Genomic DNA, 26,669 nt, shown 5'->3' with positions numbered 1-26,669 from the left:
CAAGGCATGGGTTTGCGGCATCCCGCACCCCTGGCTTCTTGCGGCATCCCGTACCCCTGCCTTAGTGTGCAGCCGCCTGAAAAAAGGTTGGAAAAGAAGGAAACGGCGGAAATGAATCAACTGGCCACAGCCATCGGGCGCCTCGGTACCGAAAGCGCTTTCGAAGTTCTGGCCCGCGCCAAGGCGCTGGAGCAGCAGGGCAAGTCGATCATCAACCTGGGCATCGGCCAACCCGACTTTCAGACGCCGGAGCATGTCGTCGAGGCCGCCGTGAAGGCGCTGCGCGACGGGCATCACGGCTATACCCCGGCCAACGGGATTCTGGAACTGCGCGAAGCCGTCGCCGAAGACCTGGAACTGCGCCACAACGTCCAGGTGGATCCGGACACGGTGGTGGTGGTGCCCGGCGGCAAGGTGACGATGTTCTTCGCCATGCTGATGTTCGGCGAACCCGGCGCGGAGATTCTCTATCCCAACCCCGGCTTCCCCATTTATGAGTCGGTGATCAACTTCTCCGGCGCCAAGGCCGTCCCCATCGCCCTTTCCGAAGACAAGGGCTTCGCCTTCTCCGCCGAGGCCGTGCTCGAGTCCATCACCCCGCAAACCCGGCTGATCATCATCAACAGCCCGGCCAACCCGACCGGGGGCGTCACCCCGCGCGAGGAAGTCGACCGGCTGGTCGAAGGCTTGGACGCCCATCCGCAGGTCACGATCCTTTCCGACGAGATCTACAGCCAGATGCTCTACGACGGGCGTGAGCACGTCAGCCTGCTGCAGTATCCGGAAATCCGCGACCGGGTGATCATGCTGGACGGGTGGAGCAAGACCTACGCCATGACCGGCTGGCGGCTCGGCTTCGCCGTTTGGCCCAAGGGCCTGGCGGAGACGGCCACGCGTCTGGCCATCAACTGTCACTCCTGCGTCAATGCCTCGGCCCAGTTTGCCGGCCTGGCCGCGCTGCGCGGGCCGCAGGATGCAGTCGCGGAAATGATGTCGGCCTTCGATGTGCGGCGGCGGGCAATCCACGGCGCCCTCAACGCCCTGCCCGGCGTCTCTTGTGTTGAGCCGGCGGGGGCCTTCTACGCATTCCCTAACATCACGGGGACCGGCATCCCGGCCAAGACCTTGGAGCTGGAGCTTCTCGAAGAGGCCGGAATCGCCATCATCGCCGGAACCTCCTTCGGGCGCTTCGGCGAAGGTTATCTCCGCCTGTCCTACGCCAACTCCCTGGACAACATCCGTCTGGCGCTGGAGCGCATCGGCGCCCATCTGGAAAGCCGGCAATCCGGCGTCGCGTGATCAGTTTTTGCCCAGACTGCACAGTTTGTAGGCAGACAAACCAAAGCAGCGGCGATATCGCACGCCGGCCAAGCCCTAAACCCCGTGATCTTCCGGTCTCCGCGCCTTTTGGCACGCCTCCTGCTTAAGCGTCAGTCTGGCACGCTGCTGCCGGGATCGATCAGCACCGGATATGAGGCCCTAACACGCGATGAAAAAGATCGAAGCGATCATCAAGCCTTTCAAGCTGGATGAAGTGAAGGAAGCGCTCCACGAAGTGGGTATCAAAGGCATCACTGTCACCGAGGCCAAAGGCTTCGGACGCCAGAAGGGTCATACCGAGCTCTATCGGGGCGCCGAATACGTCGTCGACTTCCTGCCGAAGGTGAAGGTCGAAGTGGTTCTTGAAGACGAACTGGTCGAACGGGCCGTCGAGGCGATCCAGCAGGCCGCCCATACCGGCCGCATCGGCGACGGCAAGATCTTTGTCAGCGGTATCGAAGAATCAATCCGCATCCGCACGGGAGAACGCGGGGCCGCGGCGGTCTAGCCGTATCATCTCGGCCCGCAGGACACCAACAGGCTCCGGGCGGCCGAACAAACATCCATCACAAGGTTCGAAGAAACGGAAAGAACATCCATGTCAGATGCAAAAACCATCCTCGAGATGATCAAAGATCAGAGAGTTGTTTACGTCGACTACCGCTTCACCGACCCGCGCGGCAAATGGCAGCATCTGGCAATGCATGTCGATGCGGTCGATGAAGATGCGCTCACCGAAGGCATCATGTTCGACGGATCGTCGATTGCCGGCTGGAAGGCGATCAATGAGTCCGACATGATCCTGCGCCCGGACCTCTCCTCCGCCGTGATGGACCCCTTCTCAAACCTTCCGCAGTTGATTCTCTTCTGCAACATCGTCGAGCCCTCCACCGGCCAGCTCTATCATCGCGATCCGCGATCCACCGCCGTGCGCGCCCAAAACTATGTGAAGTCCTCCGGCGTCGGCGATCAGAGCTTCTGGGGGCCTGAGGCCGAATTCTTCGTCTTTGACGATGTGCGCTTCGACGTATCGCAGAACCAGACCTACTACTTCCTCGATTCCGACGAAGGCCCCTATAACACCGGCTCGATTTTCGAGGACGGCAACATGGGTCACCGGCCGGGCATCAAGGGCGGTTACTTCCCGGTGCCGCCGGTCGATTCCGCCATGGACCTGCGCGCGGAGATGCTGAAGGTGATGGGCGATATGGGCCTGGCGGTCGAAAAACATCACCACGAGGTAGCGCCCTCCCAGCACGAGTTGGGCATCAAGTTCGCCCCGCTGGTTCAGGCTGCCGACGGCATGCAGATCTACAAGTATGTCGTGCACCAGGTCGCCCACCAGTACGGCAAGTCGGCGACCTTCATGCCGAAGCCGATCGCCGACGACAACGGCTCCGGCATGCACACCCACCAGTCGATCTGGAAAGACGGCAATCCGCTGTTCGCCGGCGACGGCTATGCGGGGCTGTCGGAAACCTGCCTCCACTACATCGGCGGCATCATCAAGCACGCCAAGGCGCTGAACGCTTTCACCAACCCCTCGACCAATAGCTACAAGCGCCTGATCCCGGGCTTCGAGGCGCCGGTGCTGCTGGCTTATTCGGCGCGCAACCGCTCGGCCTCCTGCCGCATTCCCTATGGCGACAGCCCCAACGCAAAGCGCGTCGAGGTGCGCTTCCCCGATCCGACGGCCAACCCTTATCTGGCGTTCTCCGCCATGCTCATGGCCGGCCTCGACGGTATCAAGAACAAGTACCACCCGGGCGACGCCATGGACAAAGATCTCTATGACCTGCCGCCGGAAGAGCTGGCCGACGTACCGACCGTCTGTGGTTCTCTGCGTGAAGCCATCGAAGCTCTGGAAGCCGACCACGAATTCCTGCTGGCCGGAGACGTCTTCAGCAAAGATCAGATCGCAGCCTACGCGGAACTGAAGTGGGAAGAGGTCTACCAGTTCGAACACGCCCCGCATCCGGTCGAGTTCAAGATGTACTACTCGGTCTGATCCTCAGCGGAGGGAAGTCCGCCGTCAGACCACACAAGCGTATGAAGCCCCGCCGGCGCGAGTCGGCGGGGCTTTTTTTGCTGTCCGATATTGATCGAGGTTAAGGAAGCGTAAACAGTCGTGCGAGAACACAGAACGGCTTTATTTTCACCATATTTCTGCCGCCGAGAGATCACGCCCGAAGCACAAGAAACACTCTAAAAAGGGACCATCGTTTCTTGAGGTGGTTTGTTTTTGTGATGTTGATAGCAGTGACTTGGCGCAGTGTCGTCGTGGCGTCCTTCTTAGTTCTTGGTGTCGTCGCCTTTCCGCGGGCGACCTATGTGCCATGGGTCACCACGGCAGAGGCGCGGCCCATACCACCGCGCATGGCGATCTCGGAAGAAAGGCTCAGTCTTGCGGCACCCGAAGCGCGGCGGCGGGATTCTGCAGCAGAAGCGACGGGAAATGCCGATCACATTGGCCCCTGAAGCCAACTGAAGAAACGAAACGGCAGTTTCGGCGGCACGCTTACTGACCCTGGCTCAGCGCCTCTGCAGTGCCTGTCAGGGGTGCATGCACAGCGTGCATTTATTGAAAAAAGATGAATAATGAATTGGAATTATCTCCTAATTACTAATTGATAGTTAATATATTTTAAATAACATCCTTTTTTCTTTTTGATATCATAATAACACCTCCAATATAGCACGCCTCAACCACAGTAATTAGCCTATCACTCCGGCAGTCAATTCCATTGCCTGGAGTCCAGCGTGCCTTCCATAGACAACCACCGCGACGCCTCGTCCGAGTCCGCCGCTAAGCCCTCCGACCTTTCCCGGCGCCGCCTGATCGGCGTCCTTGCGGGCGTCACGGCGACCTGTGCACTGCCTGCACCCGGCGGCGCCAACCTGACCACCCTGCCGGCTACCTTGCCACCCTCCTCCGCCATGCGTGCGGCCGGATTTCGCGCGGCACCGGCGGCCTGGTTCAAACTGATCAAACAGCATCCGGAACTCGATCTTTCGGCCGAGCCCCTGGCGCCCGTGGCACTGACGCACGCGCGCGAAGTCGAGCTGGCCCTGGTCCACCAACAGGTCAATCGCCTGATCCGCTTTCGCCCAGACGGACCCGACCGCTGGCAGTTGGTGGAGTCGGAAGGCGATTGCGAGGACTACGCCATCCGCAAGCTGTTCACGCTCTGTCAGAAATACGGCTGGCCCCGTTCGGCCCTAACCCTGGCTGCCTGCCATATCGAGAGCGGCCAGGGGCACGCGGTATTGCTCGTGCACAGCGACAGGGGTGTTTATGCCCTCGATAACCGGCGCCGCCACGTGGAGCCCTGGCGCCGGCTCCCCTACCGCTGGATCGCGCGGGAAGACCCGGGGGCCCCTTTCGGCCTGTGGCGCAAGCTGCCGACAGCTTGAGCGCGGTCAGCGTTTCAGCTTCACCTGGATCTCCGCGCCGCCGTCGCCGTGAACCGAGTCGTGCGCGCGCACGACCACCTGATCCACACCTTCGGGAATGACCACACCGCCGAGCGAGCGTGTGAAAGGCTGTTCATTCTCATGCGGATGCAAAAGCACGCGCGTACCCAGCACTGTTCCGTCCGGCGCCACCACCTGCCAGCGGTCGGCATAGTGATCCCAACCCTCGTCGGCATGGCGGACGGTGACGGAGAAGCGCCAAGTGTTATCGCCCTCCTGCACCGCCTCAACGGCGATCACATCGGCCTCGCCCGCCAGGGCGGTCGTAATGGAGAAGCCAAGGACTGCCGCGGCCAAGGCACCCAGTATCGCTTTTCTCATGCAGCCGGTTCCTCTTTGTCTGTCAGATGATCGGTCCCGCTGACCATGACCTCCGGTAACGGCCGTGGCTTGCCCTGGTCATCGATCGCCACAAAGGTGAAAACGCCCTGGGTCACCTTCACCCGGTCGCCCTGGCGCCCGCGCTGGGCCCAGGCTTCGATATGGATGGCCAGAGAGGTGCGGCCGCGCCGGATGATATCGGCATAGGTGCAGAGCACATCGCCGACATAGACAGGGCGGTGAAAGGTCATGGCGTCCACCGCCACCGTCGCCACGCGCCCTGCAGCAAAGGTTCCGGCCGTGATCCCGCCGGCAATATCCATCTGCGACAAGACCCAGCCGCCGAAGATATCGCCGCTGGGATTGGCGTCGGCCGGCATCGCCAGCGTACGGGTGGCGAGCGCGCCGCGCGGTTGGCCGGCCGGTCCGGATGTCTCAGACGTCATAGCGTTTGGGCATGGACAAGTCCCCTCTCCACAACTAGATATCGGGGACCAACATAAGGTACCATACCGTATAGTGCGATTCTTTTGCCAAGCGGCCGTCCCCCGGGCAGCGGCAGGATCGTCGCCTACTTAAACCTTTCAAGAACAGTTCTTCAGTCAGAATACGGGCCAAGATGGCAGACCTCTTTCAATCGACATCGAAGAAATCACCGGACAACTATTCCGCCAAGGATATCGAAGTCCTGGAGGGGCTGGAGCCGGTCCGCCGGCGACCGGGCATGTACATCGGGGGCAGCGATGAGCGGGCGATGCACCACCTGGTCGCCGAGGTGCTGGACAACGCCATGGACGAGGCCGTCGCCGGCCACGCCAGCCGCATCGAACTGGAACTGCACGAAGGCAACGTAGTGGTGGTCGCCGACAACGGGCGCGGCATCCCGGTCGACCCCCACCCCAAGTTCAAGCCCAAGTCGGCCCTGGAAGTGATCCTGACGACGCTGCACTCCGGTGCAAAATTCTCCCAAAAGGCCTATGAGACCTCCGGCGGCCTGCACGGGGTCGGCCTCTCCGTCGTGAACGCTCTGGCGGACGAGTTGATCATTCAGGTCGCCCGCGACAAGAAGCTCTACGAACAGACCTACAACAAGGGCAAGCCCAAGACCAAGCTGTCCAAGGGCAAACCGGTCAACAACCGGCGCGGCACCACGATCCTGTTCCATCCCGACCCGACGATCTTCGGTGAGGAAGCAGCCTTCCGGCCGGCGCAGCTCTATCGCATGGCGCGCTCCAAGGCCTACCTCTATCGCGGCGTGGAAATCCGCTGGGCCTGCGACAAGAAGCTGCTGTCGAAGGGCGACGAGGTGCCGGAGAACGACACCCTGCACTTCCCCAATGGTCTTTCCGACTATCTCGCTGCGACCCTGGGCAAACGCAAGACCCTGACGCCCGACCCCTTTGAGGGCGAGGCCAAGCTGCCCGACGGCCAAGGCCGGGTCGAGTGGGCAATCACCTGGCCCGCCGACGAGAACGGCTTCCTCAATTCCTACTGCAACACCGTGGCGACACCCGAAGGGGGCAGCCATGAAGCCGGCCTGCGCTCCGGCCTGTTAAAGAGTCTGAAGGCCTACGGCGAGATGACCGGCAACAAGAAGACCGGCCAGGTCACCTCGGACGATGCCCTGGGCGGCGCCAGCGCCATGTTGTCGCTGTTCATCCGCGACCCACAGTTTCAGGGCCAGACCAAGGAGAAGCTGGCAACGGCAGCCGCGACGAAGCTGGTGGAAACCTCCATCAAGGACCACTTCGACCACTGGCTCTCCGGCCACCCGGAACGCGCGCGCATGCTGCTGGAGCGTTTCGTCGAGCGCGCCGAAGAGCGCCTGCGCCGGCGTCAGGAAAAGGAACAGAACCGCAAGTCGGCGACGCGCAAGCTGCGCCTGCCGGGCAAGCTGTCGGATTGCAGCCGCAACCGCTCGGAGGGAACGGAGGTTTTTCTGGTCGAGGGCGATTCCGCTGGCGGCTCGGCAAAGCAGGCACGCGCCCGCGAGACCCAGGCCGTGCTGCCCCTGCGCGGCAAGATCCTGAACGTGGCCAGCGCCTCGGCCGACAAGCTGAAGTCCAACCAGGAAATCGCCGACATTACCCAGGCACTGGGGTGCGGCACCCGCGGCAACTTCGATATCGACAAGCTGCGCTACGAGCGCGTCGTCATCATGACCGATGCCGATGTCGATGGCGCCCACATCGCCTCTTTGCTGATCACCTTCTTCTACCGCGAGATGCCCGGCCTCATCGAAAGCGGCCGCCTCTATCTGGCCCAACCGCCGCTCTATCGCCTGACCCAGGGCAGCGAAAGCGTCTATGCCATGGACGACGCGGACAAAGACGAGCTTATGAAGTCCCACTTCAAGGGCCGCGGTAAGATCGACGTCAGCCGCTTCAAGGGCCTGGGCGAGATGCCGGCGCGGCAACTCAAGGAAACCACCATGGACCCGGCCAAGCGCACCCTGCTGCGGGTGACCATCGCCGCCGAAGGCGACAAGAGCCCGGCGGCGGAGGAGAAGAAGGCGGCGGATATGATCGAGCGCCTGATGGGCCGCAAGCCCGAGGCCCGCTTCGCCTTCATTCAGGAGAACGCCCGCTTCGTCGAAGAGATCGACGTCTGAACCGCTAGCGTCATTGGCGCGGTCGGGGAGCGCCATAGCGGAACACTTGCCGGTAACCCGTCAATTTGATTGCAACGGCACGCAAACTATCCCAAAGTGCGAGCCGATGGTTCTGCCGATACGAACGTAAGGCGGATGAAAAGGGAACACGGTGAGGCGTACCCATCAGGGACCAAGACCGTGGCTGCCCCCGCAACTGTAAGCGGTGAGCGAGCACCTGACAGAGCCACTGATCCGACGGGTCGGGAAGGCGGGTGCAAAGCGACGAGCCGCGAGCCAGGAGACCTGCCATCGCCACAGTCTAAACCGGGACGGGGTGTTTCCGAGGGATGGAATGGCACGCACTGTTTGCTCTGCCGGTTGTTCCGCAGTTCTCGTCCGAACGCAAAGACCAGAACTGGCCATGACAACCCCTTCCGAGCCCGCCGACCGCAGCCATCGTATCGTCGTCTGCACAACCTGCCGACATCCGAAGACCGGAGAGAATTCCGGCGACGATCTGATCGGGAGCTTGCGGACCGCTGTCGGAACCGCGGCTGGTGACGGCGTATCGCAGAGTTTTTCGGTTATCGGCATTGCCTGTATGGCCGGCTGCGACCGCCCCGCTACTGTCGCCTTTCAGGGCGACGGCAAGGCAACCTACCTGTTTGGCGATATCGAGCCGAGCGACACAGAGGCGCTTGTCGCTTTCGCGCGGCTCTATAAGACTTCCGCCAACGGCTGGACCCGCTGTGACGAGCGGCCTGCCGCCCTCGCCACAAAAACGCTGGCCAGGGTGCCCGCGCTGAACAGCCTCACCAGTATCGATGGAGAGATCGCGCCATGACGGACTCGTGCGGCAATCCAGCCGTGCTTGAAGCCAGCGGGCTCACCTACCGGGCCGGCGCCGGCAACGCCCTTGTGGTGGATGCAAGTGCCACCGTCCGGGCCGGTGATATGGTGGCCATCGCAGGCCCCAACGGCGCGGGCAAGTCGACTCTGCTGCGCATGCTGGCCGGCCTGCTGGCCCCGACAAAGGGCTCGCTTCACCTCTGCGGCAGACCTTTCAAAGACTACACACCGCTGCAGCGCGCCCGCAGGATTGCCTATGTCGGTCAACTGGACGAACCGGATCGTCGGCTGAGCGTCTACGATTACGTTGCCCTTGGCCGCATCCCGCACAGGACAAAAGCCTCACGCGCGGAAAATGAACACGCAATCGAAGAAGCAATCGCAGAGCTTCGGCTTGCTGGCAAGGAATCGAGCCCTCTCGGACAGATCTCAGGCGGCGAACTGCAACGCGCCTCGGTGGCGCGTGCGCTATGCCAGAAACCGGACATCCTGTTTCTGGACGAACCCACCAACCACTTGGATCCGAAGGCCAAGGGGACGCTCTTGTCCCTTCTTTTCGCCCGCGGCATCACCAGTCTGTGTGTGCTGCACGAACTGGCGCTGATCCCCAAGCTTGCCAGCCACACGCTTCTCATGAACCGCGGCCGTGTGGTGGCCGCCGGGCGCACCGCAGACGTACTGACCGCGCAAGCGGTGCACCAGGTCTTCGGTGTCGATTTCTTGCATCTGGCCCATCCGACGGAGGACCGCGTGGTTTCCGTCCTGGATATCCCCGTCAGCAACAATCATTCCGCCTCAAATTGAAGGAAGTTCGTTCGATGAAGTACCTCTTGCCTACCCTGTTCAGCCTCGCAGTCGCGGGCACGGCCCAGGCCTTTCCGGTGACGGTGGACAACTGCGGAGAACCTCTGACTTTCGAGAAGGCACCAGAGCGCATGGTCGTCCACGACATCAATATGTCCGAGATGGCCTTTGCGCTCGGCCTTCAGGACCGGATGGTCGGCGTGACTGGAATCTCGGGCTGGTACAAAACAAGCCCGGAGTTCGAGATCAAGAGGGGCACTATCCCCGAACTGGCACCCAAGTACCCGACGGTCGAAACGCTGGTCGCGGCGGCCCCGGACGCTTTCTTTGCCGGCTGGTACTATGGGATGAAGCCCGGCGGGGACGTCACCCCCGACACGCTTGCCCCCCACGGCATCAAGACCCTGATCCTCTCTGAAAGCTGCATCCACCTGAAGAAATCCCAACCACCGGCCTCCATGGATCTGCTCTACAAAGACGTTCTGCGTCTGGGCGCCGTCTTCGGCAAGCGCGCCGAAGCCGAAGCGCTGGTGGAGGGCTGGCAAGCCCAGCTTGCGGACATCACGGCCAAGATTGGTGATGCGAAGGGAACCCGGGTGTTCCTGTTCGACTCAGGTGAGGACAAACCCTTCACTGCAGGCAAGTACGCCCTTGTCAACGCGATGATCGAAGCTGCCGGCGGCGTCAACGTCACCGGCGACATGGAAACGAGTTGGGGACGGTCGTCGTGGGAAGCCGTCGCCGCGTCAAATCCCCAGTTTCTGATTTTGCTCGACTATCAGCAGGGTACCGGCGCCCAGGGCCTTCTCGACTGGCTGCGGTCCCATCCGGCCATGAAGGAAACCGATGCGGTCAAGGCCGAACGCTTCGTTGCGCTTCGCTATGAGGAACTGACGCCCGGCCCTGCAAACATCGCCGCCATCGCCAAGATTGCAGAAGCGATGAATCCCAAAGCCTTCTGATCGGCCTGTGATCCGCCTCTCCTTCACAGCGGCGGCGGGAGTGGCGGGGCTTGTGGCCCTGGCACTGCTGTCCGTCGGCTGGGGCGCCACCCCCATCCCTGTCGCGGATCTCCTTGCTGCCTTCGCACGGGCACTCGGCTTGGCGGAAGGAGCCGGGACCACGCCGGTCGACCGTATCGTTATTGACCTGCGAACACCGCGTGCCCTGCTTGCAATCTTGGTCGGCGGCGGTCTCGGGATGGTTGGTTGCCTGCTGCAAACCGTCACGCGCAACGATCTGGCGGACCCGTTTCTCTTCGGTCTTTCGTCCGGCGCCGCGGCCGGCGCGGTCTTTGTCATTACCGTCACCGGCGACCGGCTCGGTATCTGGACCCTGCCGCTTGCGGCCTTCTGCGGGGGCATGCTGGCGGCGCTGATCGTTCTCGCGTTGGTCCGGCGTATGGGCTTTCAGGGGCCGGAAAAGCTTGTGCTCGCCGGCCTGGCGGTCTCTTTTCTTTTCACAGCCGCAACCAACTACATGGTCTTTGCCGGCGATCAGCGCGCCGCTCACTCGGTCCTGTTCTGGAGCCTCGGCGGACTCGGCCTGGCACGCTGGGAAAACCTGCCCCTTGTCCTCTTTGGTTTTGCCGCGCTCCTGGTCTTCGCTGTGGCGCGTCACCGTCATCTGGACGCACTTTTGGGCGGTGAGTTGACGGCAAACAGCCTGGGCGTAAACGCAAACAGCTTTCGCCTGCAAGTCTTTCTCGCCGCAGCCTTCTCGACAGCCATCTTTGTCTCGGTAACCGGTGTGATCGGCTTCGTCGGGCTGATGGTGCCGCACATGGCGCGGGCTTTGGTCGGGCCGCTGCACCGCGCCAGCCTTGTGCTCAGCGCGCTCTTTGGCGCCTTGCTGCTTTTGGCCAGCGATCTCGCCTCACGCGTGCTGCTTGCCCCTCAAGAGCTCCCGATCGGGATCGTCACCGCGTCGATCGGCGCAAGCTTCATCGTGGTACTGCTGCTCCAGCGCCGCCTCGGCTGAACGAGGCGGTTGACCTGCTCCGGCCGCCGCTGGCGGCAGCAGCAGGCGTTTTACAGCGCCAACTTGGTCCAGAAGGTCCGAACCGCCTCTGTAGCGTCGACATCGGACTCGTAGACCCCGAGGCAGCGGCGGTCGCGACGGCCATCGGCATCGATCAGATAGAAGCCGACAGACCAGGTATCCGCCTTGTTGCGTTCAACAGCCAGGGTCGCTCGAACCGGTGTTTCGAGAGCAATTTCCATTGTTTCGTCGTCCTAAAGACCTGCGCAAAGTCCGCTCATCTAGAACACCGGGAATCACACGTTCGGGGAGACTGAATGGTCTGCACGACGGCTTCGGCAATCAAATGCGGCGGCAGCAAGCACATGCGCCAGACGGCGGCTTTCGTCAAGACGCCCGGCTCGCTTCTTCATCACGTCTGTTATGCATCTTTCGCATGGAACAGACGGCGGCTGCGACCGTCGCTCAGCCTCAAGAGCCAAGCCAGCGCCGCAGCGCGGCGGTGACGGCCTCCGGCCTTTCGAGGGTAGCGAGATGACCGCAGTCTTCCACCACCATCAATTCCGAATTGGGAATGGCGGCAGCCATGTCTTCATGTTCAGAAAGCGGGGTCAGGACATCCTGGCGGCCGCAGAGGATCAGCGTCGGCACGGCGATGCCTGCCAGGGTCTCGAAGTGATCCCGCCGGGTCATGATGGCGCGCTGCTGGGAGATAAAGGCGTCCTTCCCCACCCGCTCGGCCATGCCGGTGACGATGGCGGTGAGCACTTCATCTTCCAAACGGTCTTCATGAATGAAAAGCGGCAGCAACCTTGGGGTGACGCCCTTGAACTGGCCTTTCTCGGCCAGTTCGATCAGGCCGCGGCGGCGCGAGGTCTGTTCCGCGCTGTCGCCCCGGGCCTTGGTGTCGATCAGGGCCAGCCTATCAACCCGTTCCGGGGCCCGGGCCATCAACTCCAGCGCGACATAGCCGCCCATGGAAAGACCGGCCAAGGAGAAGCGCTCCGGCATCGCCGCCAGCACCGTGTCGACCATGGCCGTGGCCGAGTCCTGGGTCGTGAAATCGGCAACCCAGCAATCGGCAAGGTCGGAAAGTGCGGCGATCTGCGGCTGCCAAAGGGCTGCGTCACAGAGCAGACCCGGCAGCAGCGCAAGGGGAAGCTTGTCGGCCATGATGTCTTTCTTGTCTCTCGTTTCCAGGAATTGTTTGGCGTTCAGCCGTTCGCACAACGGGAGGTCTGAAATCGGGCGATAGCGGCATCGGCGGTTACCATACCGGCACCGGCCGCGGCCATACGGTTGATCGCTACCTCTTTGTTGAAGGGGTCCCGCGAGGCAACAGCGTCGGTCACGAGGCTGACCGCCACGCCCTGCTCCAGCAGGCAAAGCACGGTTTGCTGAACGCAGACATGCGCCTCCATGCCCGCCACCACCACCTCACCGATGCCCCGGGCCGCCAGAGCACGGCGGAAAGCTTCCTCCCGAGGGGCGCCAAAGGCGGTCTTTTCGATGATCTCCGCCGGATCCAAGAAACGACGCAAGGCCCCGACCGTGGCGCCAAGACCCTTGGAATACTGCTCCGTCGCAAGTATCGGAAGATCAACCGCCCGCGCAACCTGCAGCAGCTTAGCCGCTTGATCGATAACCGCGGGACTTTCGGCGATCGCCGGGGCAAGCCGCGTCTGCAAATCGACCAGAAGAAGACCCAAGTTACCGGTATCCACCTCTGGCTGCAGCACTTCGAGTCCAGAAATATTAACCATATTAGAGCGAGGATATAGGAACATTATTTTAATTGGAACGAGAAGCCGCGACTAATTCATGACGACTGCTGCTAATGATTGACATATTGCCTTTATTTCTTATGATCCGCCACGGTTACGACTGAAGTGAATTCAGTCGGCCTTGATACTCCAAAGCGAATATACGGATTGCATGACGTTTGAAGATCTTGGACTCAGTCCAGAGGTCCTGAAGGCCGTTGACGAAGTGGGTTACGCCACGCCGACGCCGATCCAGGAAAAAGCCATACCGGTAGTGCTCATGGGGCGCGACGTGCTGGGCTGTGCCCAGACCGGTACCGGCAAGACAGCCAGTTTCACCCTGCCGATGATCGATATCCTTTCGAGCGGCCGGGCGCGTGCGAGAATGCCGCGCTCGCTGATCATCGCGCCGACCCGCGAACTGGCGGCCCAGGTCTCCGAGAACTTCGAGCTCTACGGCAAGCACGGAAAGCTTTCGATGGCGCTGCTGATCGGCGGCTCCTCCTTCGTCGAACAGGAACAAAAGCTCGACCGCGGTGTCGATGTTCTGATCGCCACGCCGGGTCGGCTGATCGACCTGTTCGAGCGCGGCAAGATCCTGTTGGCGGACGTGAAGATCCTGGTGATCGACGAAGCCGACCGCATGCTGGACATGGGCTTTATGCCGGATGTCGAGCGTATCGTCGGCCTGCTGCCGAAGATCCGCCAAACTCTGTTTTTCTCGGCCACCATGCCGCCGGAAATCCGCCGTCTGGCCGACACCTTCCTGATGAACCCGAAAGAGATTTCGGTCGATCCGCCGGCCTCCGCCGCCGAGACGGTGACCCAGGCGCTCATCAAGGTAAAGGGCGCGGCCAAGGAAAAGCGGGCCGCCCTGCGCGATCTGATCCGCGGCGAGGACGTGAAATCGGCGCTGGTGTTCTGCAACCGCAAGCGCGATGTCGATATCGTCTTCCGTTCGATGGAGCGGCATGGTTTTTCCGTTGCCGCGCTGCACGGCGACATGGCCCAACCTGTCCGCATGGAAACCCTTCAGAACTTCAAGGACGCCAAGGTCCAGTTCATGGTCTGCTCCGACGTGGCGGCGCGCGGGCTGGATATCCCGGCAGTGTCCCACGTCTTCAACTTCGACGTCCCTTCCAATCCCGAAGACTATGTCCACCGCATCGGCCGCACCGGCCGGGCCGGGCGCAGCGGCAAGGCCTTCACCTTTGCGCTGCGGGAAGAAGGCAAGTATCTCGCCAATGTTGTCCGCATGCTGGGCAAGGACATCCCCGAGATCACGGTTGACCAGAATAGCGGCTGGGAAGCCGGTGACGCGGCCGAGGACTCAAGAGGCGGCCGGCGGCGCCGTGGCGGTGGCCGCAGCAGCAGCGAGTCCGGGCGCCGCGGCGGCCAGCGCCGCTCTGCCAAGAAGGCAGAGGCCGCGCCCTCTGAAGGAAATCCGGCAAGCGAGTCCGCCGTGGTCGAAGATGAAACGGCGACGGAGCCAAGCGAGGCGGCCGCCGTCGAGGTTGTCGCTTTCGAGGCAACCGCCGAACCGAAAGCGGCCGCTTCAAAGCCCGCCAAGAGCCGGGACGCAAAGCGGTCCCCGCGACGCGGCAAGAAAAAGCCGGAGAATGAAGAACTGGCACCGGGCGAGACCGCCTTCGGCGATCACATCCCCGCGTTCCTGCTGCGTCCTGCAAAGGTCGCCTGACGCCGACCCTCTCAAGCCGCCTCAGGACTTCAGAAGACTCTTCCGCATGCAGACGCGGGGGCTGAGATCGTCAAGACCGCGCGCCCTCTCCCCTTCGCGCAACCTTCTCAGCTCCGGGCCGATATTTTCATCGTCGAGGACGGAAAAGCCAAGGCACTCATAGTAAGGCCGGTTCCAGGGTACGCTATCGAATGTCGTCAGCGACAGTGTCCCGAAGCCGCTTGCCTCCGCCCAAGCTTCGACGGCCTGAGTCAGGCGGCGCCCCAGGCCCTGTCTTCCATGATCCGGATGCACCGAGAGTTCGGCGAGAAAGCCCTGCCCGTCCACCACATCGGCCAGGGCGAGCCCAACAATCTCCCGCTCCCCCGACGCCGTCTCTGCGACCCAGGCCAGTTCTTCTGCGATCTGGCGCTCATATTCTGCTCTTTCGGGCGGACGTCCCTGCGCGATCGCGGTCAGCCCGATGTCGCCGAAACGCTGGGCGGCAGCACTTTCCATGGCAGCCAGAACATCGGCATCGGCAGCGCGGGCAGGCCGGATGCGATAGCTCACCGCCACGCCCCAAAGGCAGCGATCTTGGCCTTCGGCCTCAAGCGGCTATGATGGCGATCAACGACTCGGGGCCGGCGGCGGCCAACAGGCGAAAGATGGAATGCGATGCAGACGATTTTCATCATGATCAAGTGTGAGCTTGGAAAAGCCTATCCGGTGGCCGACGCATTGGTCGAAAGCGTCGAACAGGTCTCTGAGGTGCATTCGACGTCCGGCGAGTACGATCTCCTGGTGAAATGCTATCTGCAGGACGACGACGACATCGGTCATTTCGTCAATGAGCGGGTCCAGACCTTATCCGGCATCAAAGACACCTTCACCCTGATTGCCTTCAAGGCCTTCACCTAAACGCCCCTGATTGTGACAGATAGATCGCGGGCACGCGCCGCCTCCAGCCACGTTCCGAGCTCGCGCAGCATCAGGCTGAAATCGCGGCGCCCGGCCTCCCAATCCGTGATCGAGTTGAACTGAGTGTAGCCATAGCTGGCGCTCAAGGGCCAAACCTGTTTCGGGCTATCGCTATGGGAGATCCGCTGGGCGGCATCCCGCAGTTCTTCGACCAGGCGATCGATGGCAAAGCCCGACAGGGTGGTGGTGCTGGAAACCCGAAAGTTGCCGGCGATGAAGCAGAGCGCCTCAAAAGCGTCTCCGTCCATAAAGACTGGCCCGCCGCCGCCCGCCGCCGCGTCGTCAACGGAAAACTCCGCGTAGTAGGACCCGCTTCGGTCCGCCCCGTTTTTTACCAGCCCCAGCTCCATGGAATTTATTCTGCGCCAAGCCGAGCCGCCGAAGCAATGCCTTCGCCGATCCCTCAAGGGCCGCGTGGCGGCCGATGCCCAGATCGCGCGTGCAGCCGGCAGGCCGCCGCTGAGCGCTCTGGACCAAAGATCCTGTAACAAAAACCGTGACGAACAGCACAGTATTTCTCCGGCTACGCTGTATTGTTTATATAGAAGATCTCCGCTTCTACTGTTAACCATAGAAGCGGATTTCCTAAACAAAGAGCTTGTTGTATAAAACGCACAACAATCCTCGGTTGATCGTTTGGACCATTCAAACTGCCATGCCTAGTTTGCGCCGACCCCCAGTGCTGTTCGACATGATGAAGTCCCTGATAACCCTGGGGCAAACGCTCAATCTCACGCAGACAGTGAACAAGCTCGGCGTTTCGCGCCAGACCGTACGCCGCCATATCAGTGCCTTGGAGGAGATCAAGGGCGCCACCTTCTTCGAGGTCCGGGATCGCCACTACGCCCTCACTGAAGCCGGCAAGAAGGCAATGACCGAGGCTGAAAAAGTGCTCGAGCAGGCTGAAGCCTGGCTCGGCGGACAGCGCTTGCACGGCGCAACCGCCTCGGGGATGGACCGATCCCGGTTCCACGATGAGGAAGGCCGCGATTTCTACGCCCAGCAGCACCCGCTCAGCCGGCTCTGGGTAGACAGCCCGCCCATCCTTCAAAAAGGCTTTCTCGCCTGGGCCAACGCGCGTTTTCAGGTCGACTCACCGGAAATGGAAGCGCTAATGCCCTATCTGCTGCTCTACCGGCAGCACGATGACAGTTGGCTCTGTGTCGCCATCGGCGAAGAATCCTCCTATGCGACCTGGTTCGATCGGGTCTGGGCCAAGAGCGCAATCGGCCGCTTTTCCAAGGACGATCCCGCAGGTGCGGAGTTCAATGACTTCATCTCCGGCGCCCACTCGCAAATCTTCAGTCAGGGTGGCGCAAGACTGGATCACGTCTATGCCCAGATCCCCAGGGAACGCGGAGGTCCGCCGGTTCCTGTTAGTTTTCAACGCCTTCTGATGTGCTGCACTTTCCCCGACGGGCAGATGGCGCTGGCCGTTCTGGTCGCCAGGACAAAGCGCATAGCGATCGAAGACTTTGACCCGGATAGGGTGAACCCCATGTCCGATGACCTTGTCATGGACTTCGAGATTTAGGGTCAGCGGCGAAACCCGTTCTCCGCACCAGACGAACTCCGTTCCGCAAGGCACGTATCACGTTACCTTATCGCTTCACCTCTTAGCGAGATAAGGAAGCGTTCACCTATGTCTACCAGCAGCCTCTACGAAGAAATTCGCTACATTTCCGAGATTATCCGGATCGGCGAAGAAAAAGGCCTCACCCTGGAGGTCTCCACCGACTTTGAGGAGTTTCGAAGGGTTCGCATGGCCCAAACAGACAGATCGACCCTCTACCCGATGTACGACACCGCTTCTTCCTACATCGATTCGAGGAACGGGTTTTGGATCAAGGGGGTCGATGAGAACGGCGACCTTGTTCACACCCAGGCTGTCTGCCTGCTCGATCTCTCGGGGATCACTCTGGCCGATCACTTCCGTCTGCACCGCCACAAGTACATGACCCCCGGCGACACCGACGATCCATCGCAATTCACTTATTCACCGACCCCGGCCACCCAGCGGATATCCGGGCGGGTCTGTTACCACGGCGAGCTTTGGCTGAAGAACGACGGCCGCAAGCGGTTCCGCGGCAGCGGCCTGACGACGGTGCTGCCCCGCATGGCCCTGGCCTTGAGCCTGATGGAGTGGTCACCCGATTTTGTCTTCGGCTTCATGTACCCCGACGCCGCCTGCAGGGGCTTGGCGGCACGCGAAGGCTATATGCATATGGAGCCGGGCTTCTGGCACGCTCCCGGCAGTTCTGAATCCTTCGCTGAGTGGATCGTGTGGATGGCGCGCGAAGATCTAGAGCATCTGATCCGCTTCCGGCCCGGAGAGCTCTATCGCCAGATGGAGTCCCAACGGCCGAGCAAGAAGCAGAAACCCAGCGAGGTCCATATACCGGAGCGTCGATGGGATCGGCCGCAAAGCGCAGCCGCGTCCTGAAGCACAACAGCCGGTCGGGGAGAGAAATGAAGGTCGATTGACGGAGGCTTTCGGCCTCCAGTGCCAGGAACTCTAAACACGCACGTCGGAGTCCGTCTGCCGAGCGTGGCTTCTGATGATAAACCGAGCCGCAGTGGGACGGCTCGGTTTAGAGCGTTTCACGTTTTGACGGAAGCATATCCAGCGTTTTGGAAGTAGTTGGCGCATTCCTGTGCCTGGATGGTTGCGAGGAGCTGGCCGAGGTGGCGCCAGGTGTCATCGGTGCTTCGGCGTTGGGCAAGGCGCATCCAGTGTTTGATTTTGGCGAAGGCCTGCTCGATGGGGTTGAGGTCGGGCGAGTAGGGTGGCAGGAACCAGAGCCGTGCGCCGGCGGCCTTTATGGCGGCTCGGACGGCCTTGGATTTGTGGCTGCCGAGGTTGTCCATCACGACGATGTCGCCGGGCCTCAAGGTGGGCAGGAGTAGCTGGTCGACGTAGGCGCGAAATGCCTGGCCGTTGATCGGGCCGTCGAAGACGCAAGGAGCGGTCAGGCCATCGCACCTGAGGGCCGCCAGGAAGGTCATGGTGCGCCAACGGCCTTGCGGGGCAAAGCCGCGCAGGCGCTTGCCCTTTGGTCCCCAACCGCGCAGCGGCGCCATATTGGTCTTGATCCAGGTCTCATCGATGAAGACGAGGCGCTGGGGATCGAGCCGGCTCTGCCAGGACTTCCAGCGCCATCGCCGCCGGGCGATGTCGACGCGCGTCTGCTCAAGAGCGAACAGCGTTTTTTTTGAAGCGCAATCCCTCGCGGCGCAGGAACAGCCAGACCGCATTGTGGGAGACCTTGACCCCGCGCGCGGCCAACTCGTCCTTCAAGCCGTGCAGGGTCAGGTGCGGGGTCTGCTCGATCCGTTCCACGATGAACGCCCGATGCGGCTCCAGAAGCCGACGACGGTGACCGCCAACCTTGCCTGGCGCAACGCTACCCGTCGCCCGATAGCGCTGATGCCACTTCACCACCGAATACACTGCCACACCGAACCTCTTGGCAACCACACGACAGCTCTCGCCTGCTTGCAGGGCCGCTATCGCGCGCTCACGAAGGTCATTCGAATAGGGTCGCGTCATGCATGCTGGCCTCCTACTCCAGTAGAAAGCTTGAATCACAAATCCGCGCCCCTGGGAACCCACATTCCGATTCAATCAATGCGTGAAACGCTCTAGGGCGAAAGTCGGACTTGTTGGGGCACAAAGAACAGATGGTCTTGGTCCTCCACCGCAAGATGACAGGCGATGCAGAATTCGACCCGCTCGGCGCCGGCCCCCTTGGTGCGGCCCAGCAATACGCCGTCCGCTGAGATCATCGAGTAGCGCCAGTCGCCGCTGACATAGTTGAAACCCGCTTCCATCTTCTCCATGACAAACAACGGCCCGGCGCTGACCGTGCCATCTTCGGTCACGACGAAGCTGTCCTTTGCAACAACAGAGCCTACCGGCAGCCGCCCGGCCGCTTCATATTTGCCGTAGTCGCGGGCGATGGCGTTTGCGTAGTTGCTGACATAGCGCCGGCCATGGGTCATCGACTTGTAGGGGGCGGTGTTAAAGCGCTGCCAGTCACGGTAGCCGGCGCTCACTGGATCGCCGCTGAGCGCATAGGTTTGCGCCAGGTCATCGGCCAGCGCGCGATAGATTGCCGCCGCCTCCTGCGCGGTCAACGCGGCTGAATTCCGGATCCGGTCGTGACGTTGCTGTTCAGGCGCCCCCTGAGCGCTGAAAGACGGCAGCGGCTCATCCAGTTCATCTTCGAAGCCCTGAGCCTGCTGACCTTCAAGATCAGTGTTCGCGGGGGTGCTGCTGGAGTTCTGTGTCGGTGCGCAGCCGGCTGCCGCGGTAAGCAGGAGTAGCGCGCCTGGAAGCGCAAAAAAACGGGCGAGCATAGCAAAACGGTCTCCTAACAATGACCGTTCCCTTACCCCCCTACGGTCTTGATTTAAAAAGGATATAGTGCTTCTCACGGCTATCTGAACATCACAGATGCGTGATCGAACACATCCTTCCAAGACCCTGCCGGCCAGGCCGCGAATTGGGGTTACTTGGTACCGAAGATCCGGTCGCCGGCATCCCCCAGACCAGGCACGATGTAGCCCTTTTCATTCAGGTGATCGTCAACAGCCGCCGTAAAGACGGGCACGTCGGGATGCGCCTGATGGAGGGCGTCAATGCCCTCCGGCGCTGCCACAAGACAGACGAAGCTGATGTCCTTGGCGTTGTCTCGCTTGAGCATCTCAAGGGCCGCAACGGCGGTATGGCCGGTCGCCAACATCGGGTCGACAACGATCGCCAAGCGTTCCGCCATATCCCGGGGGACCTTGTAGTAATACTCCACCGCCTCCAGCGACTTGGGATCACGGTAAAGTCCGACATGGCCCACCGAGGCAGCCGGAATGAGGTCCAACATCCCGTCGAGCAGCCCGTTACCGGCGCGCAGGATGGTGATGAAGCAGGGCTCCTGCTGCGCAAGCAGGGGCAGTTCCGCCCTGGCGACCGGCGTTTCGACGGAAACGGTCTTCAGTTCCAGATGCCGTGTTACCTCATAAGCCAGCAGCAGGCTGATCTCCCGCAAGAGGCGCCTGAACTCCGGCAAGGCGGTTTCGGTGTCGCGCATCAGGGTCAGCTTGTGCTGAACCAGAGGGTGGTCGACCACAGTGACTTTATGATTCGCGACTGTCTTTTCCATGCCTCTGCCTCGCCTGTTCTGATCGGTTCGTTTGACCTCCGCCGGCTTTTGGACCCGGCGGCTGAGGCGGAGTGTTAAAAGACGAAGACGATTCTGTCGAGCCCGAGCTTGACCCGGCACAAGGCAAAAAACGACCTCAGGCCTTGCCGGTCGCGCCCGCTGCCGCCCCCAGTCCCTCGCCTTCCCCCTCGGCTTCGGCGACGGCAGAGGCGGCCGCCTTCTCGACGGCCGCCTTTTGGTCCGGCGGCAGCCCCTCAACGCCCGGCACCTGCACGGTGACCTGGCGGTTGGCGAACTTGATGCCCTCGGCGGCAAAGGCGCGCTGGACGGCGGCATAGATTTCGCGCCGGATCATGAACTGGCGGCCCGGCTTGGCCATGAACTTGCCCCGGATCACCAGGGCGCTGTCGTCGGTCGCGAAGACGCCCTGGGACTTGAAGGGGGCCAGGAAATCCGGCCCGATTTCTTCGTGATCCAGCAGTTCCTGGCCGATGGCCTTGAAGATCTTGCGGACCTTGTTGACGTCGGTGTCAAACGGCAGGCGGAACTGCAGCTTCACGATCACCCAGTCCCGGCTGTAGTTGGTCAGGTGTTGGATCTCTCCGAAAGGCACCGTGTGCAAAGCGCCCCGATGGTGACGCAGGCGCAGCGAGCGCAGGGAGATCTTTTCCACGGTTCCCTTCACCACCCCGACATCGATGTACTCGCCAAGCCGGAAGGCATCGTCGACCAGGAAAAAAACACCGGAAACGATATCGCGCACCAGGGTCTGGGCGCCGAAACCCACGGCCAATCCAACCACACCGGCCCCCGCCAGCAGAGGACCAATGTTCACGCCGAGCGCACTGAGAATCAGCATGATGGCCATGATGATGATGGTGACCTGTATGGCGACGCGCAGAAGCGGCAGCAGCGTGCGGACACGGGAGGCCCCGGCACCGCCCTGCTCGCCCGGCTCCGGCTCGCTCGCACCCTCCGCATCACCGGCCACCGCAGCCGCATCCTCGGCCAGCTTGCGATCAATGGTGATCCGGGCCAGTTCCCAGAGCACATAGGCGATCAGGCCCGTCAGACCGATGTCAACCAAGGCCCCGGCGATGCGGGCGCCGAAACCCTCTTCCGCCAGAGAAAACAGATCGACCCCCCAGATGCGCGCCAGGAACAGCGCCGCCGCAATACACAGCAGAAACCGGAAAGCCCGGATCACCACGATTTTCAACTGGCCGACGGCTGTTGCAGCACCGTTGTCGCTCCGCTCCATACGTTGCGCGGCGCGCTCCAGGATCGCATCCAGGTGCGGCAGGAAAAGCACCGTCAGCAGACTGCCGAAGGAAGCGAAGTAAGAGGCAGTCCCGCCGCCAAGCTCGATCACGATAATCACCAGATAGAGCAGGATGGTGTAGATGATGGTCGCGAGCGGCCAAACCTCAGCAATCATCGCCCGCAGGGGCGCCGCATTCTCAAGATCCCAATTGAGATCGCCGGCGATGGCACGGCGGGCCCTGACGATCGTGTAGACGACCGTGGCGATCAGCACGAAGCCGACCGCGAAGCTCAGGACTTGATGTCCATCGTCCGGCATCCCAAGGCTGTGGAGCAGGCTGCAGGTCAGGAAGCCGAAACCGGCGATGGAGGCCATGACCAGGTTCTGACGGTGCAAGTAGCGGGCATCAACATCGGACATCATGGCCAAGCGAAGCCCGGGCAGATAGGGCGCCAGCAGAAAACGCGAGAAAATCGCATAGCTGCGCACAATGATGACCGCCGCGATATAGGTCATCACCGCCGTGCGGGTGATCTCGTTACCCTGGGTCAGGGCGAAGAAAACCGCCAGGGCAACGCCGATAAAGACGGCGAGCCAGACGAACTCCAGCACCAGCCGCGCGAACAGGCGCCCAAAGCGGCCCAGAGCCGAGTCGGAACGGCCCTCGACGATCTGGCGGAAAATCCTGTTCATGGCGCGGCGCGCCAGCCATTCGGCGAACCAGCCCAGCGCCATCATCACGCCGAAACCGAATACGATCCAAAGCAACACACCCGCCGGCCGGCCGTCTCTAAGGCGCTCGAGCGCCAGAGAGACTTGCGCCGGAACCCGCGGCACCGCTCCGATCAGGCCGGCAAAGCCGTCCCGGACAGCCTCGGCCTGGTTCTGAGATTGCAGCAGCAGACTGCCCAGGTCTTCATTCTCCCCCCGCCCGCCGGCCGCCACCGCATCCAGGCGCTCCAGCAGCAGGCTGCGGACCTCGGCATCATCCAGACGGGCGACCAGATCACGGACGGCCTCTTCCGAAAGCGCCGCGCCGCCGGCCCGCAGTTCCTCCAGAGCCGTCGCTTCTTCGCCTGGAGACTCGGTGCCGGTCACTTGGGCCTGGGCGGCGCCAAGCGTGAAAAAGGACAGCAGGAGAACCGAAAGAAGAATTGAGAATCGAAGGTCCACGCCGCACCCCGCGGTGGCTAATCACTAAGACTATAGACCCATTGGATGAGAAAACCCAGGACACCAGTGGGCGAGCGTTCGCGTTTCGGATTGAGACCGCCGAATTCGCCCTCGGCGCAATGAAAAGGCGATGCAAATCGCCGCGGTGTTCACTCGTCGCGCCGAAGGCGCGCCGACAAGGCATCGGCAGCGCGCAACTGGGTTTCGCTCAAAGAGCCGACCAGCGCCGCACGCCGCTGGGCCGCCCACAGACGGCCCTGCTCGGCGGCCAGCGAAAGCCAGGCAACGGCCTGCACCAGATCACGCTCCACCCCCTGACCCTCGGCATAGAGGTCGCCAAGGTTCATCTGCGCCACCGGGTCACCGCGTTCGGCGGCACGCCGGTACCAGGCGGCTGCCGCCGGCAGATCCCGGTCCATGCCCCGCCCGCCAACCTGGAGCAAACCGGCCAGCGCGACCTGTGCCTGAAGGTCTCCGGCCTCCGCCAGAGGCAACCACTCTTCGTAGGCATCGCGAAGCTGACCCGAATCATAGGCGGCCAGACCATCGATGAAGTCGGCAAAGACAGACCGCCCCGACCCAAAGGCCGAGGCGGCCAGTACAATCACGAACACGGAACAGAGGCGGAGGGAACCGGTCAGCAAAGCAGCCATCCGTCTCTGCCCATTGCTATTTCACCCGGTATTCCTCGGGCAGCAGCAAGACGTTGTCCTGCTCCGGCGTTACCGACTGGTGGCAGCCGATACAGAAGGCAACGTTATCGGAGCCCGCCCCGTTAGTGGTGCCGAAGACCGAGCCGTTCGGCATTACCATCGTGTAACGCCAGTCGTCACTGTCAGGGTTGAAGCCGGCTTGCATCTTCTCCATCAGGAACAACGGCCCGACGGAGACCTCGCCTTTGGCGTTCACCCCGAAGCTGTCTTTGGCAAGCTTGGCACCCTGCGGGAAGGTCCCCGCATTCTCATAGAGCCCGTAAGCCTTTGCCGCGGAATTGGCCCAGTTCTGGACATAACGCCCGCCATGGGTGGCCGAGACATAGGCCTGGGTACTGTACTGCCGCCAGTTTGAATAGCCGGAGGCATCGCCCTTGTCCGACTTCGCATAGGCGGCCTTCATGGTCTCGAACATGCAGTCGTAGGCGGCCAGCGCCTCGGCGTCCGTCAACTCAGGGGCCTCGCCGGCCGCACAGGGGTTGCAGGGGTTGCAGGGGTTGCAGGGGTTGCAGGGGTTGCAGGGGTTGCAGGGATTTGCTGCGCAAGGGTTGCAGGGGTTCGCCGCCGCACAGGGATTGCACGGATTGGCCGCACAGGGGTTGCAAGGATTACAGGGATTCTTCGCCGCACAGGGGTTGGCCCGGGCCGCCGCCTGAATTCGCGGGATCGCGCAAGCGGCAACCGAGCCGCCACCGCCCGCTGCGCAGGGGTTACAGGGATTACACGGGTTGCAGGGGTTTGCCGCCGCGCAGGGATTACAGGGATTTGCCGCACAGGGGTTGCAGGGGTTGGACGCCGCGCAAGGGTTTGCAGCACAGGGGTTGGCCGCGCAAGGGTTACAGGGGTTCGCGGCGGCGCAGGGATTGGCCCCACAGGGATTGCACGGATTGACCGGCTTCTTCGCAGCGCAGGGATTGCAAGGGTTGCAGGCTGCCTGGGCCATGGGAACGCCCATATGCCCTGTGACAAGCAGGCCACCGGTCGCCACACCGGCCAAAACCGCCAGCGGAACCACGGCGGTCGACATTAACAAGCGTTTCCTGGATTTCATCAGATCACTCCCAGACAGATACTCTTGGTTTTTGTTCATTTGCGAAACCCGTCTTTGACTGCAGGTTTCGGTCTCCAAGCCTAGGACTCATGGACGATTCTGTAGAGTCACGGCGGCTCACGATGTCGTGAGAGCAGAGCCTTTTCCGGCTTGAGAATGCCGCCTGACGGCGCTGCGTTGTGACCTGTGATGCACGACAGATGAAGCTACTGGAGATTGAGAAACTCCACCCGATATTCGTCGGGCACAAAGAACATCTGGTGGTGCTCTTCTTCGACGGCCTCGTGACAGGTGATGCAGAACTCCACGCGCTCACTGCCCTCCCCGTTTGTCACCCCGAAGAGGCTGCCGTCGGGCATGATCATGGAATAGCGCCAGTCATGGGCGTCAGCCCGGAAGCCCGGCGGCATCTTCTCCATCAGGAACAGCGGACCAGTGAAGACGTCTCCGCGCTGTGTGACGGCAAAGGAGTCCTTCGCCAGGATCGCACCAACCGACATGGGGCCGGCGGCTTCATAGCGCCCGTAGGCTCTGCCGATGGCATTGGCATAGTTGTTCACGTAGCGCTGCCCATGGGTCGCCGAACGATAGGGCGCCGAGTTAAAGCGCCGCCATCGCGCAAAAGACTCCGCGCTTCGGTCATGCGACAAGCGATAACCGGCGACCATGCGGTCGCGCACTTTGTCGTATATCACCAGCGCATCCGCGGCGGAGAGATCCGCCGGCCCTTCGACGGAGAAATGGTGTTCCGGCCTGTTGAAGTCGGACGACTGGCTCTGTGCGGGCGAAGTGCTCCCGAGCGCAATCCATGCCGCAGAGACCGCCAAGGGAACCAGCCCGCCCCGAACCACCTGCGGCAGATGCCGGGCAAGGAAGAACTGAAAGACCCGAGAGAACTGTGGGGAACAACAAACCAAGCCAGCCTCCTGTCGAAGTCCAGCGGCGGCTCGGCCTCGGTCGACGATACCGGGTTCCGCGCTATTGGTTCATTGTGCGGGCAAAAGATGGGATCGGCGGATCAACTCAACATCACAAGAGGTTGAGCTTTCTCTAAATAAAGAGGCGCCGACAGTTCTGCCGGCGCCCAAAAAAATTGAAAGATCAGTCTTGGGGAGACTACTCCGGCTTGAACTGCATCAGGTAAGCAATGACGTCGGCGCGGTCGCCCGGCTTCTTGAGACCGGCGAAGGCCATCTTGGTGCCCTTCACGGCCTTTCGCGGCGCCTCAAGATAGGCATCCAGCGTGGCGGCGTCCCAAATGGCTCCGCCTTCACCGTAGGCTTTCATCGCCTTGGAATACTTGTATTTTTCAACAACGCCGACGGGTTGGTCGACGATGTTGTAGAGGCTTGGCCCAACCTTGTTCTTGCCTTCTTCGACGGCATGGCAGGCTTTGCATTTGCGGAAGACTTTCTCGCCGTTGGCCGCGTCACCCTCGGCCATAGCCGGAACCGCCACAAGAGAGGCCGCGGCAAAGGCAAAAATAGGAAGCGAATTCTTTAGGCGCATTAATACACTCCGGTCTTGTTGGTCCCCGCACGGGGTC

At 61.9% G+C, this 26,669-nt stretch carries 30 protein-coding genes and 1 riboswitch; of the genes, 15 read left to right on the top strand and 15 right to left on the bottom strand.

Annotated elements, in window-relative coordinates; all coding sequences use genetic code 11:
* Nucleotides 1-111 precede the first annotated feature (111 nt).
* From ACP146_RS10435 to ACP146_RS10415, 5 genes are all read left to right on the top strand, one after another.
* Nucleotides 112-1,299: a pyridoxal phosphate-dependent aminotransferase gene (locus ACP146_RS10435; RefSeq protein WP_422366694.1), complete on the top strand. Its 1,188-nt coding sequence runs from the start codon at nt 112-114 to the stop codon at nt 1,297-1,299.
* A 190-nt stretch (nt 1,300-1,489) separates the two neighbouring features.
* Nucleotides 1,490-1,828 carry a P-II family nitrogen regulator gene (locus ACP146_RS10430; RefSeq protein WP_422366693.1) on the top strand — a complete coding sequence of 113 codons (339 nt, stop codon included), beginning with the start codon at nt 1,490-1,492 and terminating at the stop codon, nt 1,826-1,828.
* A gap of 90 nt (nt 1,829-1,918) precedes the next feature.
* On the top strand, nt 1,919-3,328 hold the full coding sequence (glnA, locus tag ACP146_RS10425; RefSeq protein WP_422366692.1) for a type I glutamate--ammonia ligase: 1,410 nt from the start codon (nt 1,919-1,921) through the stop codon (nt 3,326-3,328).
* A gap of 236 nt (nt 3,329-3,564) precedes the next feature.
* Nucleotides 3,565-3,798: a hypothetical protein gene (locus ACP146_RS10420; protein ID WP_425032543.1), complete on the top strand. Its 234-nt coding sequence runs from the start codon at nt 3,565-3,567 to the stop codon at nt 3,796-3,798.
* Between the two features lie 282 nt (nt 3,799-4,080).
* Nucleotides 4,081-4,734, top strand: coding sequence for a transglutaminase-like cysteine peptidase (locus ACP146_RS10415; protein ID WP_422366690.1), 654 nt, complete (start codon nt 4,081-4,083; stop codon nt 4,732-4,734).
* Nucleotides 4,735-4,740: 6 nt separating this feature from the next.
* Here the strand turns inward: ACP146_RS10415 and ACP146_RS10410 are convergent, their stop codons facing one another.
* Both ACP146_RS10410 and ACP146_RS10405 read right to left on the bottom strand, forming a co-directional pair.
* Nucleotides 4,741-5,115 carry a hypothetical protein gene (locus ACP146_RS10410; protein WP_422366689.1) on the bottom strand — a complete coding sequence of 125 codons (375 nt, stop codon included), beginning with the start codon at nt 5,113-5,115 and terminating at the stop codon, nt 4,741-4,743.
* Nucleotides 5,112-5,561 carry an acyl-CoA thioesterase gene (locus ACP146_RS10405; protein ID WP_422366688.1) on the bottom strand — a complete coding sequence of 150 codons (450 nt, stop codon included), beginning with the start codon at nt 5,559-5,561 and terminating at the stop codon, nt 5,112-5,114. The genes ACP146_RS10410 and ACP146_RS10405 overlap by 4 nt, the downstream gene beginning before the upstream one ends.
* Before the next feature lie 173 nt (nt 5,562-5,734).
* Here ACP146_RS10405 and parE point away from each other — a divergent pair, with 173 nt between their 5' ends.
* The 5 genes from parE to ACP146_RS10380 all read left to right on the top strand — a co-directional run bounded on the left by parE (nt 5,735) and on the right by ACP146_RS10380 (nt 11,341).
* Nucleotides 5,735-7,726, top strand: a complete 1,992-nt coding sequence (gene parE / locus ACP146_RS10400; protein ID WP_422366687.1) for a DNA topoisomerase IV subunit B — start codon at nt 5,735-5,737, stop codon at nt 7,724-7,726.
* A gap of 90 nt (nt 7,727-7,816) precedes the next feature.
* Nucleotides 7,817-8,033, top strand: a riboswitch (cobalamin riboswitch).
* 96 nt (nt 8,034-8,129) lie between these two features.
* On the top strand, nt 8,130-8,552 hold the full coding sequence (locus ACP146_RS10395; protein WP_422366686.1) for a DUF1636 family protein: 423 nt from the start codon (nt 8,130-8,132) through the stop codon (nt 8,550-8,552).
* The gene (locus ACP146_RS10390; protein WP_422366685.1) at nt 8,549-9,361 is read left to right on the top strand and encodes an ABC transporter ATP-binding protein; all 813 of its coding nucleotides are present in this window, start codon (nt 8,549-8,551) and stop codon (nt 9,359-9,361) included. Before ACP146_RS10395 ends, ACP146_RS10390 begins: the two co-directional genes overlap by 4 nt.
* A 14-nt stretch (nt 9,362-9,375) precedes the next feature.
* A complete protein-coding gene (locus ACP146_RS10385) occupies nt 9,376-10,323 on the top strand; it encodes an ABC transporter substrate-binding protein (RefSeq protein ID WP_422366684.1) in 948 nt (315 codons plus the stop codon).
* A gap of 40 nt (nt 10,324-10,363) precedes the next feature.
* The gene (locus ACP146_RS10380; RefSeq protein ID WP_422366683.1) at nt 10,364-11,341 is read left to right on the top strand and encodes a FecCD family ABC transporter permease; all 978 of its coding nucleotides are present in this window, start codon (nt 10,364-10,366) and stop codon (nt 11,339-11,341) included.
* 50 nt (nt 11,342-11,391) lie between these two features.
* Here the strand turns inward: ACP146_RS10380 and ACP146_RS10375 are convergent, their stop codons facing one another.
* The 3 genes from ACP146_RS10375 to ACP146_RS10365 all read right to left on the bottom strand — a co-directional run bounded on the left by ACP146_RS10375 (nt 11,392) and on the right by ACP146_RS10365 (nt 13,050).
* Entirely contained in the window at nt 11,392-11,583 is a 192-nt protein-coding gene (locus tag ACP146_RS10375; RefSeq protein WP_422366682.1) for a hypothetical protein, read from the bottom strand.
* Between the two features lie 229 nt (nt 11,584-11,812).
* On the bottom strand, nt 11,813-12,514 hold the full coding sequence (locus tag ACP146_RS10370; RefSeq protein ID WP_422366681.1) for an alpha/beta fold hydrolase: 702 nt from the start codon (nt 12,512-12,514) through the stop codon (nt 11,813-11,815).
* A 41-nt stretch (nt 12,515-12,555) separates the two neighbouring features.
* Nucleotides 12,556-13,050, bottom strand: a complete 495-nt coding sequence (locus ACP146_RS10365) for an isochorismatase family protein (protein WP_422366680.1) — start codon at nt 13,048-13,050, stop codon at nt 12,556-12,558.
* Nucleotides 13,051-13,276: 226 nt separating this feature from the next.
* On the opposite strand from ACP146_RS10365, the gene ACP146_RS10360 reads away from it, so the two are divergent.
* On the top strand, nt 13,277-14,803 hold the full coding sequence (locus ACP146_RS10360) for a DEAD/DEAH box helicase (RefSeq protein WP_422366679.1): 1,527 nt from the start codon (nt 13,277-13,279) through the stop codon (nt 14,801-14,803).
* 21 nt (nt 14,804-14,824) lie between these two features.
* On the opposite strand, the gene ACP146_RS10355 is transcribed toward ACP146_RS10360, so the two are convergent.
* Complete coding sequence (locus ACP146_RS10355; RefSeq protein WP_422366678.1) at nt 14,825-15,355, bottom strand: GNAT family N-acetyltransferase; 531 nt, start codon at nt 15,353-15,355, stop codon at nt 14,825-14,827.
* Between the two features lie 105 nt (nt 15,356-15,460).
* Here ACP146_RS10355 and ACP146_RS10350 point away from each other — a divergent pair, with 105 nt between their 5' ends.
* The gene (locus ACP146_RS10350) at nt 15,461-15,703 is read left to right on the top strand and encodes an Lrp/AsnC ligand binding domain-containing protein (RefSeq protein WP_422366677.1); all 243 of its coding nucleotides are present in this window, start codon (nt 15,461-15,463) and stop codon (nt 15,701-15,703) included.
* On the opposite strand, the gene ACP146_RS10345 is transcribed toward ACP146_RS10350, so the two are convergent.
* The gene (locus ACP146_RS10345; protein ID WP_422366676.1) at nt 15,700-16,113 is read right to left on the bottom strand and encodes a hypothetical protein; all 414 of its coding nucleotides are present in this window, start codon (nt 16,111-16,113) and stop codon (nt 15,700-15,702) included. The two genes, ACP146_RS10350 and ACP146_RS10345, sit on opposite strands and share 4 nt — an antisense overlap.
* Nucleotides 16,114-16,454: 341 nt before the next feature.
* Here ACP146_RS10345 and ACP146_RS10340 point away from each other — a divergent pair, with 341 nt between their 5' ends.
* Both ACP146_RS10340 and ACP146_RS10335 read left to right on the top strand, forming a co-directional pair.
* Nucleotides 16,455-17,297: a helix-turn-helix domain-containing protein gene (locus tag ACP146_RS10340; RefSeq protein ID WP_425032537.1), complete on the top strand. Its 843-nt coding sequence runs from the start codon at nt 16,455-16,457 to the stop codon at nt 17,295-17,297.
* 108 nt (nt 17,298-17,405) lie between these two features.
* Nucleotides 17,406-18,206, top strand: coding sequence for a hypothetical protein (locus tag ACP146_RS10335; protein ID WP_422366674.1), 801 nt, complete (start codon nt 17,406-17,408; stop codon nt 18,204-18,206).
* A 158-nt stretch (nt 18,207-18,364) separates the two neighbouring features.
* Here ACP146_RS10335 and ACP146_RS10330 read toward each other — a convergent pair.
* The 6 genes from ACP146_RS10330 to ACP146_RS10305 all read right to left on the bottom strand — a co-directional run bounded on the left by ACP146_RS10330 (nt 18,365) and on the right by ACP146_RS10305 (nt 24,523).
* Nucleotides 18,365-19,313, bottom strand: a protein-coding gene (locus ACP146_RS10330; RefSeq protein WP_422366280.1) for an IS630 family transposase whose coding sequence is annotated in 2 segments (ribosomal slippage) — nt 18,365-18,976 and nt 18,978-19,313 — 948 coding nt in all. Because the reading frame shifts where the segments join, the coding sequence is not laid out codon by codon here.
* Nucleotides 19,314-19,405: 92 nt separating this feature from the next.
* Nucleotides 19,406-20,122, bottom strand: a complete 717-nt coding sequence (locus tag ACP146_RS10325) for a cytochrome P460 family protein (RefSeq protein ID WP_422366673.1) — start codon at nt 20,120-20,122, stop codon at nt 19,406-19,408.
* A gap of 152 nt (nt 20,123-20,274) precedes the next feature.
* Complete coding sequence (gene upp, locus ACP146_RS10320; protein WP_422366672.1) at nt 20,275-20,922, bottom strand: uracil phosphoribosyltransferase; 648 nt, start codon at nt 20,920-20,922, stop codon at nt 20,275-20,277.
* A gap of 136 nt (nt 20,923-21,058) precedes the next feature.
* On the bottom strand, nt 21,059-23,359 hold the full coding sequence (locus tag ACP146_RS10315; protein WP_422366671.1) for a mechanosensitive ion channel family protein: 2,301 nt from the start codon (nt 23,357-23,359) through the stop codon (nt 21,059-21,061).
* 149 nt (nt 23,360-23,508) lie between these two features.
* Nucleotides 23,509-24,012: a tetratricopeptide repeat protein gene (locus tag ACP146_RS10310; protein WP_422366670.1), complete on the bottom strand. Its 504-nt coding sequence runs from the start codon at nt 24,010-24,012 to the stop codon at nt 23,509-23,511.
* A gap of 16 nt (nt 24,013-24,028) precedes the next feature.
* Nucleotides 24,029-24,523, bottom strand: a complete 495-nt coding sequence (locus tag ACP146_RS10305) for a cytochrome P460 family protein (RefSeq protein ID WP_422366669.1) — start codon at nt 24,521-24,523, stop codon at nt 24,029-24,031.
* Between the two features lie 277 nt (nt 24,524-24,800).
* Here ACP146_RS10305 and ACP146_RS10300 point away from each other — a divergent pair, with 277 nt between their 5' ends.
* Complete coding sequence (locus ACP146_RS10300) at nt 24,801-25,181, top strand: hypothetical protein (RefSeq protein WP_422366668.1); 381 nt, start codon at nt 24,801-24,803, stop codon at nt 25,179-25,181.
* Nucleotides 25,182-25,329: 148 nt separating this feature from the next.
* Here ACP146_RS10300 and ACP146_RS10295 read toward each other — a convergent pair whose 3' ends face one another.
* Entirely contained in the window at nt 25,330-26,040 is a 711-nt protein-coding gene (locus tag ACP146_RS10295; RefSeq protein WP_422366667.1) for a hypothetical protein, read from the bottom strand.
* Between the two features lie 199 nt (nt 26,041-26,239).
* Nucleotides 26,240-26,632, bottom strand: coding sequence for a c-type cytochrome (locus ACP146_RS10290; RefSeq protein ID WP_422366666.1), 393 nt, complete (start codon nt 26,630-26,632; stop codon nt 26,240-26,242).
* Between the last annotated feature and the right edge of the window lie 37 nt (nt 26,633-26,669).

Source organism: Pelagibius sp. (genome assembly GCF_965249265.1).
GTDB lineage: Bacteria > Pseudomonadota > Alphaproteobacteria > Kiloniellales > Kiloniellaceae > Pelagibius.
The sequence above is the reverse complement of the archived record's forward strand: the minus strand, read 5'-3'. Positions and strand labels throughout refer to the sequence as shown.